Consider the following 13,819-nt stretch of genomic DNA (forward strand, 5'->3'; position numbering starts at 1 on the left):
ACGGCGACGCCGAAAGGAACATGGTGAAAAAAGATTTCGAACCTGACGAAATAGACCGATGGCTCACCGAGGCCGGATGGTTTCCCGGGCGGGATATTGGCCAGCAAGCAGAGGAGTTCATACAAATAAGAATTGATGACGCGTCGCGTCAAGGCTGGCAAATAGTTGCGCCCGATACCGCGATCCAATTTACACGCTCTTATGGAGAACTGGAATTACCGTTACCACACAAATCGCCCGAGGCGGTATTGATGCTGGATCCAACGGTTGGATATGAAGGCGATGCAGAAGATTTTGCACAGCTCGCCAGTGATTTGAATCGAAAAATATTTCCAATCGGGGTTGAGACATACGAGTTCGGAGTATGGCTTATCGATGATATCGGTAGATTCTTCTATCTTCATCATACCGGCGGCTACTTTCTCGGAATGAACGCATACGAAGCCTTTTCATCGATACTATCCGGAAACACACTCTCCGATGCGGAGGGGTATTTTGTCTGATCCTTTTCCCGCATTCGCATCGTCCCTGTTAATCAATGGGAAAATATTCAGCCAGACCAGCATGTTCGGCGAGGGGGTACCAAACCATCACCCATCGGTTGATTCGTTCCTTCATACGCAACTGGCCGCGCGACCGCAGCGCTTCGCGGGCAACTGTGCAGAACTTGCATTGATATCAGACCAGCTATGGGGGCTTGACACTACTCGCACCGACCAAGACTGCACCTCCCTCGAGGAGGCGTTGCGGCACTTCAGAGGAGCAATCCTCGTCTCGAAGAAGATCCGGCCGCACGGCAATCCTGAACACGGGCAACTGACTGAGCCGTGCTGGATCTGCCAGAACTTACTGGACGCCCTTGGCGTGCAAGTTATTTCGGAGTGATCGGGAATGGGAGAGGAGCGCTTCGATCCACGTGCCTGCCGCGCCGACCCAGTAGGCTGGGCGAAGTCCATGGTCATGTCATATTGGGGGTAGCACAGTGACCGAAGCTACAGCTGGCGGGTTGAAGCCCGTCGGGATTTACCGTGAGATGTACCGACAGGTGCGCGAGGAGCTTCCACTGTTGCGGAGCTCTCGCACCGATCAGCCGGTCGACGATCGAAACCTGGTGGCGGAGTACATGAGGGCGGCGACGCCAGTGTTCGATGTACCGGGGGATGTCACCGATCTGCTAGATGTCACCAAGTCGATCCGCAGTGGGCCGTCGTTGGTCTCGGACGGGGAGTGGATCTGGCGGGTAGATTCGGTCCACTATCTGGAGAACTATGCGCTGGAGATTCCGGCCGAGTTCCTCGATCATGTGCGCGGCCGGAACTACCGGCCCAGTAGCGACGTCGACGTGTCCGACGTCAAATTCGACGCCGCGATCACGGCCTATTTCTGAGCGAGGAGCCGTTCATGCAACCACTACCCTTGCCACCGTGGATGAAACCTGCTGAAACGGACAAGCAGCGGGAGATCGACGAAAAGGCCGCCGCACGTATGGGAATCACCGTCGAGCGATTACATGAGATCGACGAGCAGGTTGCGGCAGATATACGCGCCCGTAAGGCATTTAGCCCCGCCGACCGGATCGTCGATGACAATCCAAAGTTCAACAAGGGATTCGGTCCGGTGACGCCCGAGAACACCATCGTGCCGGGCGAGGTACGCGACCACTACAAATCATCGGAGCAATCCGACAGTTGAGCCATCGATTCCGGCGCGCACGGTGCACATCTCTCGTGCCGTGTCGGCGTGGATCTCAGCTGTGCCGGTGCAGCGCTCCGCGGAAGATCCCGGCTTTACGGCGCTCTCCTTCGAGGCCGACGTACGGACATCCCGCAACTCCGGTATGCAACCGGACATCCACGTCGCCCGGTGCGATCCAGAGCAGTTTCTCGGACTCCAGCCACGGCACCAGGTCGAAATCGTAGTCCTCGACCTCGGATTCGTACTCACCCCAGCCGAGCCACTCACCGTCGTCACCGTAGATGTCGTAAACATTCGACCCCCAGGTGTTCTCCAGCTCGACCCCTTCGGGCCGCGGCCCGAAGTAGCTGATGGTCCACCCGATGTGCGGTCCGATCGGGACCTGCTTGAGCACCGCGCGTACTCCGTCGTGCGTGAGAATCCGCGGAATCACATATGGGAGACCGGGCCCCGGCTCGCACCTGAAAGGTGCGAAAGCCACGGGCTCGCTCAATATTACCGCGCCGCACATTGTCAACCAGTTCTTCGGCACCGCCGGCACCCGCCGCCACGGATTCCCGGAATCCCAGTACCAGCCGTCGAAATCGACAACGTCGATCGGATACTCCACGACCGCATCGGTTTCCGGGCAACGCGCCACCGCGATATCAGGCAGCGTCTCGGTGTATTGCTTCTTCACCTCCGAGGCGCGGCGCCGGAGCGCACGCGCCGCCTCGACATCGCGCACCCACTCGAGCTCAACCGCTTCTTCGATCAGCCGCCAGCTCTCCCGCAGCAGCTCGGCACGCAGAGCGATCGACGCACTGTTCAGCACTGTCATCGGACCTCACCCTCCCATCCACCCGTAATGATCCGTCGCGAGTTCCTTTGTTGCCTCATCGATCTCGCCGAGCCGATACTCGCGATCAATAATGTGCTGCACCAACTCCGGCTCCGGCGGCAACCCGTGCTTGCGCAGATAGTGCGGCACCGAGCCCGACCAAATCCAGTCTCCGTCGGTCCGAAATTTCAGCGGCACATCACGATCGCCAGGAATGAACTCGTCCTCATCGAAGCTGCGCGCAGCCAGCACTACCGGCGCGCTCTCCAAATACGTAAGAAGCTCGTCCCACACCCGATCCGGCAGCACCTCCCGCACCGCCATAGGGCGCCCACCGTCGTCCAGCCCGTCATAAACCCGCGCCGTGCGCAGCTGATCGGATCCCTCACCCATAGCCCGAAAGCCTTCCTGCTCCCCCAATACCGCCACCCCGATCCTAACCAGCCCCGCAATCTGTGCCCACCCAGAAAGCGACATCGGGCCACTCCGCGGGTACGTCCTGCTCCGAACGCTTCGATCGCGCTTCGAGGCGCACGAATTCGTACCACATCGAAAGGCTTCGGCGCTGGTCCGGGAAGAATACGCTGAGCACGATCTCGGCGAGGGCGCTTGTGGCCGCGTGCTGTTCGACGACCACTGCCGCAATGCGCTCGGCGGCGGCGCCCAGGGCCGCGTCCACCCGAGGCGGATTATTGCTCCTGCTCCCCCGTAAACCGCCGGTGCCTCTCCGCCCGCCAGCGTGCGGTATTACTGCCGTCCAGCTGACCGGCGAAGGCCCGGTGAGCAGCTTCCACAAGTTCGTCAGTGGCGTTGGGATAGGCACGGGCGACAGCCCACAGCGCGTTCTGGGTTTCGCCGTCCAGCCCGGTCTCGCTGGAGACACCGCCCTCGGTCATGCTCCGCAGCAGTGCACGATCGAAGCTCTGCCGCAACTGTTCCTTGGTGGGACGACCACGCCGCATGTCCGTTCACCTCCTCTGTCGGACGAACTCCAGCATTGCACACAGTGCTAACAGCTTCCGCTCCCTCGAAAATTACAGCCACTATGCCATTGCCGAAGCCGGCAAGGCAGTCTCGCTTCTGGTGCAGGTAAGCCGGACTCATCCGCAACCCGTGGCGGACAGCGGCAGGTGCCGATATGGTCAGCGGCGGGTGCGAGCAGATCCCGGAGAGGATAGGGATGGCTGAGGACAACGCCTTGAGTGGGCTGCGGAACGATGCGCACGCGGGTGTTTTCTTTGATGCGACCGCGGCGAGCACGATGGCTCAGCAGTGTGCGGGGATGCTTTCCGCGGTGGAGTCGGCTATCGGGGTGTTTCAGCGGGCGAAAGACGTGCAGCCGTTGAATCAGCGGGGGTCGGGGGCCAAGTTGGCGGATAAGTTCAATGCTGTCGCCAGGAATCTGATCGATACGGTGTTGGAGGATCACAAGCAGGTGCTCACCACGATGGGTGAGTCGTTCGGTGCGGCCGGTCAGATATTCACCGGGGTGGATCAGGCATCGGCTGACGTGTTCAAGAATGGGACGTTCACCGATCAGCAAGCGACGCTTGCCTTTCAGAAGTACCGTTCCGTCAGTGGCCAACCTGGGTTGGCGGTACAGGCAGGCGGGCAGCCGACTCTGGCGGTATCCGCGACCGGGCAACCCGGACTTGCGGTACAGCCCGCCGGACAACCCGGATTAGCTGTGCAACCCGGCGGACAACCCGGACTGGCAGCACAGCCGGGTACGCAACCCGGCGCGAACCAGTCGGCCGTACTCGCCGGCGCCAAGGACCAGGTTGCGCTCGATTCGGCGGGGGTGGAGCCGGAGTACAGCGCGCAATACGAGTGGGACGACTTTCATAATCATTGGGACTACGTCAATGGGCAGCGGATCGGCGACCAGCTCACGAATCTGGCGCAGGACTGGCTCACGGCCCAGACCTATTTGGGGTCTCAGTCGAACAACTTCCGGAGTGCCACACAGAAGTACCTCCAGGACTATCAGGGATCGGCCGCGACCGAGGAAGGGGTTTGGGCGTCACCGGCCGCGAAGATAGCCAAAGCCGCGGTCCAGAAGTATCTCGAGAATCTGGGCGCTCTGACCGGCTCGATGGAGTACATGAGCACCACTCTCACCTCCGCTCAGAGCTGGCTCACCAATCTGCAGAACTTCCTGCCGCACAAGAGCATTGCCGACACCTACCCGGATACCTCGCACAAGTCAGAAGTCGAACAGGCGATGAAGGCCATGCGGCAGGCGTGGGAGACCTACTATGTCGCGGGCGTGAAGGATTCCAGCGCCAATATTCCCATCCTGCCCGACCCGAGTGCTTCGATCGCGGTGCCGGCGGCGACGGCGAAGGTCGATACCGCTCCGGCGCAACAGGAGAATCCCTCGCAGGGTGGCGACACTTCGAACGATGCCACGGACTCGAACCCGACCAGTCCCGATACGACGACGGACACGAAAACGGACAGCACGACCACCGACCCGACCCTCCAATCTCTGGTCACTCAGGCCGGCACGGTGATACAGGCGGGCGTCCAGGCCGCGGAATCGGCTGTGCAGAAGGCCACGACGGACATTCAAGACGGTCTTAAAACCGGCGCCGGCACGGCTCAGAATTTGGTCGACCAGCAACTGCAGCAACTGGGGCTGGTCCCGGGTGGTGGCAATCCGTCCGGAGGGTCGTCCGGCGGCGGCCCTGCGGCCCTCAGCAATCTGGTTGGTACACCTCCGAATTCTCAACTGTTCCCCCGCGCCGCCGCTCCGGTGGCGACGGACGATCCGACGGTCGTCAGCACTCCTCGCGCCGGGTTGGCGGCGACTACCGGGTCCGACGGCCCGACGGAGCAGCCTGCCGAATTCCTCACGGCCGGTCAGCATCTCGGTGAGGTGCTCGGAGCGCTGTCCGACGACATCACACCGGTTGCCGAGCAATGACAGCGTCCTGGCAGTTCACCGAAGCCGAGTTCTACGTCCTGTGGATGGATCAGGCGGGAGAAGAGCCGCCCGAACCGTTCGTCTTCACGTCGGCGACCAGGACCGCGGAAGACTTCCACCGCGAACTGCGGGAGGCACGTAGGCGCTTGAACCACAAGCTGGACAGCGACTTTCACCGCGTCTTCGACGTACTCTTCCAGCCCGACCTGTACCTGACCGCCTACGGGTGGAGCGAGCAGGAACCGTGGGGCGCGGGCTCCCAGATTCGCCTGCGCGCAGTCAGGAAGGGACCGAAAGGTTATGTGATAAGCCAGCTTCCGGGTGCGACGTATTGGCGTCGCGGGGGGTACACCGTTGTCGAGTGCGACCCGCTCCAGCTCTCCGATGCCGTTGCCGCGGCCCTGCCGTCCGCTCCCCGCGGCCGCCGGGGAGATGTAGCCCTCGTCTCCCGGGATGAGAACCTGGACTACGACTTCGGGCATTCCGGCATCGCCGCGCGATCGGATACCGTGATATCGCGAAGCGCCGAATTCCTCGAAACTCCGTTCACGACGGCGGGCATCGTCCACATCGCGCAAGGCAGCTCGGCCTTCGGTCCTCGCGGTATCGCTCACTTCGAGGTTCGCTTCCGAGACCTCGTCGACGACGGCCGGTACGCCCTCACCTCGAACCCGGAACAGGCTCTCGCAGTGGATGAACCACGATTCGTCTCCGTGCTCGACGATTACATCGCAACGGTCATTCAGCGGATCGATGACGAACGTTGCTGACCGTGCGGATCGCACCTCAGCGAAGTGCTTTTCCGGTCACCTTGGACAGGGCGGACACGGTGACAAGTAGCGAAAAGGCCGCCACGGCACCGTAAATCACCGTTGCCAGTGGTTCTTGGAAGTACGGGAGGATTTCCGCGCCCATCACCTCCAGCGGGAGGTTCGATACGTGGCGGGTGATGAGTTCGGTGGTGGCTGTGCCGAGCAATCCGGTGCCGCCCGCGGCGACCATGAAGCGGCCGGCGGGGATTCGGGCCAGCAGCGCGATGCCGCCGGCGAAGAGCAGCAGGGTCATTACCGCTGCGGCGACCATCAACACTCGGCAGGTTATCGGTTTGGGTGAGTAGGTGATCTGGTTGGAGAAGCCGTAGGTGACGAACGCCGCGAGTATCGCGCAGACGACGGCGGCGCAACCTGTTGCAATGAGAAGGACTCTCGATCCGCCAGGGACACTGGGCATTTCGGCTGGATCGGCGACTGGCGCTGCCGACGGTGCGAGAGCGTATCCCGCTCCGATGATGGAGAGAATTGCACCCAGGACGCACACGGCGGTTTCGATGGCCAGACCGTAGATCTCGAAGGGGCGGTTGTCGGTGGTGCGGCCGAGGAGCGCTGCCAGCGTGTAGAGCACCGCGCCGGCCACGACCAATGGCCGACCGGACACATTGCGGGCAAGCAGTTGGCCGGATCCAGCGAACAGCAGGAGTGCGACAACCGCCGCTACCAGCGTGCCGACTCCGAGATAGGTGAGCGGGTAGAGATCACTGTTGTAGCCGCCGCCGATCGCCGAGGCTCGGCTGACACGGGCTTTCTGGTCGGCGTAGAGGGTATACAGGCGGATTGCGCCCGCTGTCGCGATCAGTGCGGAAAGTGCCGCGAATACCGCGGCGGCAATTGCCGCCGGCCGCAACCGTGTTCGAGGGCCGGCCACGGGACCCGGCAGTTCCGAATCGCCGATGAAGCCTGGTTGATATGGACCGGTCGACTGTGGCCAGACCACCGTCGGAGCGCTGGGCGCTACCGGTGGTGCATGGCCGGATAGCGCCCGGAACGCGGGTGCCGTGCCAGATAGACGCGGCCCATTCCCCCTTGCCCGAGAAGGCCGTCGAGCGTGTACCCCGCGAACGACTGGCCCACGCCCAGCTGCACGACGGTCCCCCTTGCATGTCGATCTACGCACTGCCCGGACAGCATAAACGAGCACCGTGACCGGCCTGATGTGGGCGATCGGGGGGTACGGGCTACCAGTGGGCCAGGGCGGTGGCGTACGTGTCGCGGACTGCTTCCAGGCGGGGACGGGTGAAGCGGCCGGACTCGCGTTCGTGCATTGCCAGGCCGTCGGCGGAGGTGAAGGCGGAGAGGGGGACTCGGTCAGCGTGAGGGGGGATGAACTTCAGGGCTTCCTCGGTCGCGGCGAGCGCGGTGGCCAGGGCGTGGCGGGCCGCGCGGAGCGATCGGTCATCGAGATCGGCTGTGTCGGAAGGCACTTGGCGGATGCAGATGTCCGCGTACCAGAGCCAGACACCGGGGTCCAGGAGTTCGGAGGGGTTGTCCGCACCGAATTGCACTGTGCCACTGGGAGGTGGGAGAACTTCCTCGGGGAGCAGGAATTCGTGGGCTCGCTGCGCATGACACCGCAGGCATTCGCCGGTGTACCGGCTGGCCAGGACGCCGTCGATGGTGATGACCGAGCTGCGGAAGGCGCAGCGGGTGCTGCGGCAGGTGGGGCAGGGTTGCAGGGTCAGGTAGAGGCGGGCTTCGGCGTTGGTTCGGGCCAGGGGTGGAAGGTCTGGCACTGCGACTCCTTTGCTACCTGTCAGGCCGTATTGCGTAGTCGAGCTTAGACAACCGTGGGAACGGCGGCGGGAGATGCTGCGCTGCGGCATCCTGCTGTTCATATTGTGCTCACTATGTTGCTGTGGCAGAGTCGATCTCGCTGTGCTAGTTGCGGCGGAGACACCGGTGGATTCGGAGGGCTCGCGATGACTGGAAGACTGCAGGCGCAAGCGCGATCGATCAGCCGAAATGTCTAGGGACCGTGGGGAAGCCGAGTCGGCATCGATTCTGGAGGGATTCTCCCGGCAGATGCGCGCTATCGCCGAGGTTTCCCGGCAGCGCGTGCAGCTGACGGGCAGCGCCAGTGCGGCTGGTGGGCGGGTTACCGTCACCGTTAATGCCGATTGCGTGGTGATCGCTACTCGTTTCGCCTCCGATGCCGACGAGCTGTCCCTCGAGGAGATCGGCAAGGCGGTCACGAGCGCGGCGCAGAACGCCGCGGCGGATGTGCGGCGCAAGACCGAGGAGTTGCTGCGTCCGATCAATGATCAGCGCGCGAAGATGCCCAGGCTGTCGGAGCTCTTCGACGGTATGCCCGACCTCCAGGCCGAGGCGCCGACACCGCCGCCGGTATCGCTGGCACCGCCGAATGCGCGGGAGCGGCTGGCGCAGCGGGTCGAACCGGCGCCGGAGTTCAGTGACGCTGTGGACTATGAGGACTGGCAGTCGGCGCAGGACGGCGGCGGGCCCACGAGCCGAGGTTGGTGAACTGCTCGAGCTACTCGGACCGCAGCTCGGGGTAGTAGCCGCGCTGGAAAGGCTGCAATTGCGAGACAGCCAGCTGTCCGGCCCCACGGCAGATCGGGCAGACCCGCTCCCCCGCGCATTCAGGGCATTTGCGTTGTCCGGCGGCCGCGTCGGGCAGCCAGCCGCGCCCACCGCATTCGGGGCAGACGCCCAGGCCGTCGCATTCGTAGCAGAGCACGTAGCCCGCGGTGACGGTGTCCGAGGTGCGGGACGGGTCCGGCTGCTCGTCCGCCTGCGGTGTGGACAGGACCAGTGCCGGTGAGCTGGCGCTGTACAGCACCGTGGGCGTGTGGTCCGGCACGCGGAGTTCGATGGTGCTGCCGTCTCGGTAACCGGTGACGAGGGTGCGGTTCACCTCCCGTGACTCGGATACCTCCCAGCCCGCGTCGGCCAGCATGGCGGCGCCGCGGCGCACGGTGTCGGCGGCGCCGACCGATTCGGGTCGCTGTCCCCGGAAGGTGGTCGAATAGCGGTATTTCGCCGGTTCGGACCACTCCGAGACGGTCGGTTCGCTGAGGAAGAGCAGCATGAGGTCCGCACCCGGAGTGAGCTGTTCGATGAGCGCGACAACCTGGGTACGCAGCACTCGGCCCAGGCGGTCCAGTTCCGCCCGCGCGCCCGGTATCTCACCCATGCGAACTCCCTTCTGGCGGGACACTATCACCTGCCGAATGCCTGGTCGGACTATGGACCACCACGGTATGGGAGGAGTTGCCAGCCCCTCTGAACGGCAATCGCGTGAACCCTCGGCAATCACCGGCCGACGGAGAGATGGCGTGCGCCAGCGGCTTTCATGCACGATTCACATCGATCCGGCCGGTGGCCCTGCGGCACAGTCGATCTCTGGGCCGCCGATATCGAAGCCGAATAGCGAACAGCGACATCGAATATGCTGCGACCCATGGTTGAGCGATCCGGGGAAGCGCTGCGGCTGGCGCGGGTGTACGAGGGGCGGGACGCGGACGGGCGGCCGCTGGCCGGTGATCGGGCGGCCATCGTGCCGTGGTTCCAGGACGATGTGCTGGCCTATCTGGAGGCGGCGCCGGTGGTGCTGGCGGCGCGCAGTTTCGAGGTGGATGAGTTCGCGCCGCAGGAGCGGGATGTGCCGCTGAACTTTCGCACCGACGGGGTGTGGATCTGGTCGGGCGCGGTGCCGCACTATCTGCGCAAACACGGGCTGCCGCCGGAGGGTGAGCTGGTGCGGCACATTATGGGGCGCGGTTGCGAGCTCGGCGCAGTGGACGAGGCGGCCAAGGAATCGGCGGTCCAGATCATTACTGGCGGCTGAGCATTACTGGTGGCTGAGCATTACTGGTGGCTGAGCATTACTGGTCGCTGATTACTACAGGTGACGGAGCATCACCGGAGGCTGGAGCATGCGGGAAAGACTGGCCCTGCTCGACGAGGGCAATCGGCTGCACACGCTGTATCGAGAGGTCGGATATACCCCGGAGGGGAAGGACGCCATCTATCGGGTGTTCGACCTCCAGGACGAATACCGCCGGCAACTACCCGAGGTCATTGTCGCGCGCTGCCCGTTCACCGATGCGGTGGTGCGCTGGCCGCTGGACAATGTCGATCTCGATGGCTGGTACTGGGATTGGGACCAGCCCATCCGCCGGCACGTGGCCGGATTGCCGTTCAGCTGGCTGACCATGGAGGGCGCGGTACGCCTCGCCGAGCCGGTGACCGCCGCGCCTTTCCACGCCATGCCGGGACCGGCCGCGCCCTATGTCGTCCCGCGCCTGCTGGAGGATCCCGAGGTGCGCGCGGTGCTGTCGGAGTCGCCGATCGGCCGCCATACCGGTTGGGCGATCACCTATTTCGGTAATAGGCGTCCCGAGGACATTGCGCTGGAGAATGTCTGGGGCAGCCGGACCAATGAGATCCACGATCCGCGTGGGCTGGAACGGGATTCGAGTGAGCACGTGCCGAAACCCAGCGACCACGACTTCGATCTGCGCCCCTGGCTGGAGGCCGGACGGCTGCTCTGGATCGCGCCCGGCGATACCGATGCCGCATTGCACGAGGGCACGGCCGAGTGCCCCTATCTCGATATCGAGGGCGACCACCGCGAACAACTCATCAATCGGGGCGAGATCATCCGCTACTGAATCCGCCCGCAGGCGAATCGAATTCGCCTGCGGACCGGGTCATCAGAGATTGGTGGTGGGGACGCGCGGGGTGGCGGATCCGGTCGCGCCGACCACCGGGACACCGGTATTGCCGAGCTCACCGACCACGTCGTCGCCGTGTTCACCCGTCACCAGGTTGGTGCGGATATCGCTGTCGCCGTCGGCTTCCCCGTCGCGGGGCGCCAAACCGGCACCTCCGGCACCGATCGGGGGCGCCATGCCGGGGCCGGAGGTGGCGGCACGCGAGGCGGCCACCGGTTCGGCGGCCGGAGCCGGGGATCCGCCGGGGGCCGCGGTCGAGCGGGTGCCGGTCCACTGGCCGAGCTGGGCGGGGGCCACCGCGCCCAGACCGCCGCTGATCGGAACGGCACCGCCGGGCGCGATGCCGCCGGGCGTGGTGATCGACTGATCAATGGGCGCGGTGGTGTCGTCCACGGGATCAGCGGTGAGCGTCTGCGCAATCGATTGCAGCTGTTGCGCACCGGAGCCCGCCGAGCTCACCAGCGTCCCGAGACCACTCAGCAACTGGGTGACCTGGGAGAGCGAATCGACACCCGAGGGCGCGTTGGTGACCGCCACCTTCTGACCCGCCACAGCCATATTGGCGCTGTGCACGGTCAATTGGACGCGGGTGTGCGCGACCACGGCCGTCGCCTCGGCGGCGGTCTCGCTCGCCATCGACAGCAGGAACGCCTGGCCGGGCGGCGTCACCAGGAAGGGCGCGGAAACGGTGACAGCCGTGACGAACTTGGTGATGATCGCCGCCATCTGCGCCGCGCCTATGCCGACCGTGGTCGCCGCGCCGCCCAGTACGGTCTTCTGCCGCACGTTCTGCGTCTGCAACTCCAGCGCATCCGACTGTGCCGCAGCGCCTTTGTCGACCGCGCCGGTGGCGCCCTGACCCTGCCAGAGGCTGGAGGCCACGGACATGAGCGAGGAGGCCATCGAGACGACCTGCTGCAGCGCGCTCGACACACCCGAGAGCACCTGCATGGGATCCACGCTCGCACCGCTGATCTGGCCGGTGCCGAAGGACTGCGCCAGATCGGTGAGCGGGCGGGTGAGCGCGGACAGGTCGATCACCGGCAGCGGCGGCAGACCCGGCAGCGGCGGTGCGGGCGGCAGCTGGGGCAGCGCCGACAGGCCCATATCGCGCAGGATGTCATTGATCGGACGGTCCAGCATGGGACCGAGTGCGGTGCCGCGCAGCACATCCGCCACGGTGGTATCGGGTAAGCCCGGCACCTCCGGCGTGCTCATGACTCCTTCGACAGTGCGATGAAGTCGACGCTGGACTGCTCCTCGACACCGTCGTAGGTGGCGGCGGCTTCGTGCGCGGTGACCGCGGTGGCGGCGTGCACGGCCGCCAGTTCGGCGCTCGAGGCGAAGTGATTGCCCTGCGCGCCAGCGAAACTCAGCAGGAAGTCCTGGCCGATCAGGCCGAAAACCGGAACCAGGGCTGCGACGGTGGCGACCTGATCGGCCCCGGCGGCGCCGGCGATCGTCGATGCCATCGCGGCCGAGGCGTCACCGTAGTGGCGGATCGCGTCGGGCGTTGCAACGAGGTTGCTCATGAGACCCCCATCGGGAAGATCAACTCGAAATGAACTATACAGAGCGAATATTCAGCGGACATAGGAAAGTGTTCACCAACTCCGGACCTGTTCGGTGAACAACCGGTGTTCCCCAGGTTATGCCCGGAAATCGGTATCAGCCTGCCGCACTGCGGCTTTCGTCCAGTTTAGATGGGCCGCAACCAACTGTCCGGTTCGGTCTCGTAATCCTGCTCCTCGACGTACTCCTGGCGGGTCACCTCGGCGACCGTCGGCAGACCGGTCAGGGCCAGCAGCTCCGGCGCCAGGCCCGCGGCGCGCAGCTGCTCGCGCCGCTGCAGACCGGCTCGATTGGCAGACTGTTTGCACAGGCGCAGAAGCTCACCGGCCAGTGCCTGTGGATCATTGCGCAGCTGGTCCCGCTCTACGCTGACGGCCAGCGGCAGGCCCTGTTCGGTGGTGCACACCACCACCGCTCCCGTCCGGGAGGCGACGGTGAACTCGGTCGGGAACGGCGCACTATCGGATTGCACTGAGATACCTGCCTTTCACACTCATTCGTCCTCGATGGCCATGAGCACCTCGGTGATGCGGGTGTCCACGGCCGTGGTCATGCGCTTGCGATCGGCGGGCGCGGCGACGGGCGGGAAATCCGCGGTGACGACATAGCGGCCGTCATCGATCAGATCGCGCCACTCCAGCTGGAGACGGATGATGCCGCGCGGGCCGAATCGCGAACGACCCTGCACCACATCGATGGTGCCCATGCTCGGCGCGGGGGCCGCCAGGAAGTCGGAGGCGCGGTCGATCACCGTGCCCTCCATGGTTTCATGCGCCGGGGACAGGCCGTAGCCGTAGTCGAATTCGTCGGTGTGCTCAGATTCGGCCAGTACGATCTCGCGGCCGCGACCCGCGGCGGTATCCGGCAGTGCGGCGACGATCTGTGCCGCCAGTTCGCGGGCGTCGAATTCGGTCACGGTGAATCCCGCACTGTGCCGCACGGTTTCGCCGGGGTGCTGCACCACCAGATACCCGAAATCGCCGGATCGGATGCCGAGCATGCGAATGCTGGCCTCGGGGCTGGTGCGGTCGCGGCCGTCCCAGCCGCGCACCTCCACCCGGACATCGGGCATGCGCAGTACGGGCAGCACCTCGGCCAGCGCCGGATCTCGCTCGCGCAGTGCCTCTTTGGTGCGCACCACGTTCGCCAGGTGGTCGTCCCACCACTCGGTGCGGCCGGCGTACATGAGCGGGATCGGCAGGAATTCCTCGCCGAGCTCCTCCCACAGGACCAGGAATTCCAGATCGGTGAGGGTCCAGGATCGTTGCACCGA

Annotated in this window: 20 protein-coding genes; 9 read left to right on the forward strand and 11 right to left on the reverse strand. The window is 64.6% G+C overall.

Annotation, left to right across the window (positions count from 1 at the left end; translation table 11 throughout):
- Positions 1 to 23: 23 nt before the first annotated feature.
- The 4 genes from OG716_RS27130 (at position 24) to OG716_RS27145 (ending at position 1,692) form a co-directional block, all read left to right on the forward strand.
- The gene (locus tag OG716_RS27130; RefSeq protein ID WP_405133489.1) at positions 24 to 503 is read left to right on the forward strand and encodes an SUKH-3 domain-containing protein; all 480 of its coding nucleotides are present in this window, start codon (positions 24 to 26) and stop codon (positions 501 to 503) included.
- Positions 496 to 885: a YwqJ-related putative deaminase gene (locus OG716_RS27135; protein ID WP_405133490.1), complete on the forward strand. Its 390-nt coding sequence runs from the start codon at positions 496 to 498 to the stop codon at positions 883 to 885. The genes OG716_RS27130 and OG716_RS27135 overlap by 8 nt, the downstream gene beginning before the upstream one ends.
- A gap of 181 nt (positions 886 to 1,066) precedes the next feature.
- Entirely contained in the window at positions 1,067 to 1,387 is a 321-nt protein-coding gene (locus OG716_RS27140) for a hypothetical protein (RefSeq protein WP_405133491.1), read from the forward strand.
- A gap of 14 nt (positions 1,388 to 1,401) precedes the next feature.
- Positions 1,402 to 1,692 carry a hypothetical protein gene (locus OG716_RS27145; protein ID WP_405133492.1) on the forward strand — a complete coding sequence of 97 codons (291 nt, stop codon included), beginning with the start codon at positions 1,402 to 1,404 and terminating at the stop codon, positions 1,690 to 1,692.
- A 55-nt stretch (positions 1,693 to 1,747) separates the two neighbouring features.
- Here OG716_RS27145 and OG716_RS27150 read toward each other — a convergent pair whose 3' ends face one another.
- Genes OG716_RS27150 through OG716_RS27165 form a run of 4 tightly spaced genes read right to left on the reverse strand, consistent with a single transcriptional unit; the run spans position 1,748 to position 3,477 of the window.
- Complete coding sequence (locus OG716_RS27150; protein WP_405133493.1) at positions 1,748 to 2,515, reverse strand: hypothetical protein; 768 nt, start codon at positions 2,513 to 2,515, stop codon at positions 1,748 to 1,750.
- Between the two features lie 6 nt (positions 2,516 to 2,521).
- Positions 2,522 to 2,944: a hypothetical protein gene (locus OG716_RS27155; protein ID WP_405133494.1), complete on the reverse strand. Its 423-nt coding sequence runs from the start codon at positions 2,942 to 2,944 to the stop codon at positions 2,522 to 2,524.
- A gap of 7 nt (positions 2,945 to 2,951) precedes the next feature.
- Complete coding sequence (locus OG716_RS27160; protein WP_405133495.1) at positions 2,952 to 3,194, reverse strand: hypothetical protein; 243 nt, start codon at positions 3,192 to 3,194, stop codon at positions 2,952 to 2,954.
- Between the two features lie 10 nt (positions 3,195 to 3,204).
- On the reverse strand, positions 3,205 to 3,477 hold the full coding sequence (locus OG716_RS27165) for a hypothetical protein (protein ID WP_405133496.1): 273 nt from the start codon (positions 3,475 to 3,477) through the stop codon (positions 3,205 to 3,207).
- A 176-nt stretch (positions 3,478 to 3,653) separates the two neighbouring features.
- Between OG716_RS27165 and OG716_RS27170 the strand changes: the two genes are divergently transcribed.
- Positions 3,654 to 5,444 carry a hypothetical protein gene (locus tag OG716_RS27170; protein WP_405133497.1) on the forward strand — a complete coding sequence of 597 codons (1,791 nt, stop codon included), beginning with the start codon at positions 3,654 to 3,656 and terminating at the stop codon, positions 5,442 to 5,444.
- Positions 5,441 to 6,214, forward strand: coding sequence for an ESX secretion-associated protein EspG (locus OG716_RS27175; RefSeq protein WP_405133498.1), 774 nt, complete (start codon positions 5,441 to 5,443; stop codon positions 6,212 to 6,214). The genes OG716_RS27170 and OG716_RS27175 overlap by 4 nt, the downstream gene beginning before the upstream one ends.
- A gap of 16 nt (positions 6,215 to 6,230) precedes the next feature.
- On the opposite strand, the gene OG716_RS27180 is transcribed toward OG716_RS27175, so the two are convergent.
- Both OG716_RS27180 and OG716_RS27185 read right to left on the reverse strand, forming a co-directional pair.
- Positions 6,231 to 7,145: a hypothetical protein gene (locus tag OG716_RS27180; RefSeq protein WP_405133499.1), complete on the reverse strand. Its 915-nt coding sequence runs from the start codon at positions 7,143 to 7,145 to the stop codon at positions 6,231 to 6,233.
- 310 nt (positions 7,146 to 7,455) lie between these two features.
- Positions 7,456 to 8,010, reverse strand: a complete 555-nt coding sequence (locus OG716_RS27185) for a hypothetical protein (RefSeq protein ID WP_405133500.1) — start codon at positions 8,008 to 8,010, stop codon at positions 7,456 to 7,458.
- A gap of 229 nt (positions 8,011 to 8,239) precedes the next feature.
- On the opposite strand from OG716_RS27185, the gene OG716_RS27190 reads away from it, so the two are divergent.
- On the forward strand, positions 8,240 to 8,758 hold the full coding sequence (locus tag OG716_RS27190) for a YbaB/EbfC family nucleoid-associated protein (RefSeq protein WP_405133501.1): 519 nt from the start codon (positions 8,240 to 8,242) through the stop codon (positions 8,756 to 8,758).
- Between the two features lie 10 nt (positions 8,759 to 8,768).
- Here OG716_RS27190 and OG716_RS27195 read toward each other — a convergent pair whose 3' ends face one another.
- Positions 8,769 to 9,431, reverse strand: coding sequence for a hypothetical protein (locus tag OG716_RS27195; RefSeq protein ID WP_405133502.1), 663 nt, complete (start codon positions 9,429 to 9,431; stop codon positions 8,769 to 8,771).
- Positions 9,432 to 9,698: 267 nt separating this feature from the next.
- Here OG716_RS27195 and OG716_RS27200 point away from each other — a divergent pair, with 267 nt between their 5' ends.
- Both OG716_RS27200 and OG716_RS27205 read left to right on the forward strand, forming a co-directional pair.
- Positions 9,699 to 10,085: a hypothetical protein gene (locus tag OG716_RS27200; RefSeq protein WP_405133503.1), complete on the forward strand. Its 387-nt coding sequence runs from the start codon at positions 9,699 to 9,701 to the stop codon at positions 10,083 to 10,085.
- Between the two features lie 88 nt (positions 10,086 to 10,173).
- On the forward strand, positions 10,174 to 10,911 hold the full coding sequence (locus OG716_RS27205) for a hypothetical protein (protein ID WP_405133504.1): 738 nt from the start codon (positions 10,174 to 10,176) through the stop codon (positions 10,909 to 10,911).
- A gap of 42 nt (positions 10,912 to 10,953) precedes the next feature.
- On the opposite strand, the gene OG716_RS27210 is transcribed toward OG716_RS27205, so the two are convergent.
- The 4 genes from OG716_RS27210 to OG716_RS27225 form a co-directional block, all read right to left on the reverse strand.
- Entirely contained in the window at positions 10,954 to 12,192 is a 1,239-nt protein-coding gene (locus OG716_RS27210; protein WP_405133505.1) for a hypothetical protein, read from the reverse strand.
- Positions 12,189 to 12,506: a type VII secretion target gene (locus OG716_RS27215; RefSeq protein WP_355124440.1), complete on the reverse strand. Its 318-nt coding sequence runs from the start codon at positions 12,504 to 12,506 to the stop codon at positions 12,189 to 12,191. The genes OG716_RS27210 and OG716_RS27215 overlap by 4 nt, the downstream gene beginning before the upstream one ends.
- A gap of 167 nt (positions 12,507 to 12,673) precedes the next feature.
- Complete coding sequence (locus tag OG716_RS27220; protein ID WP_405133506.1) at positions 12,674 to 13,018, reverse strand: hypothetical protein; 345 nt, start codon at positions 13,016 to 13,018, stop codon at positions 12,674 to 12,676.
- Positions 13,019 to 13,039: 21 nt separating this feature from the next.
- Positions 13,040 to 13,816, reverse strand: coding sequence for an ESX secretion-associated protein EspG (locus OG716_RS27225; protein WP_405133507.1), 777 nt, complete (start codon positions 13,814 to 13,816; stop codon positions 13,040 to 13,042).
- Between the last annotated feature and the right edge of the window lie 3 nt (positions 13,817 to 13,819).

This window comes from Nocardia sp. NBC_01388 (assembly GCF_045040085.1).
Classification (GTDB): domain Bacteria; phylum Actinomycetota; class Actinomycetes; order Mycobacteriales; family Mycobacteriaceae; genus Nocardia.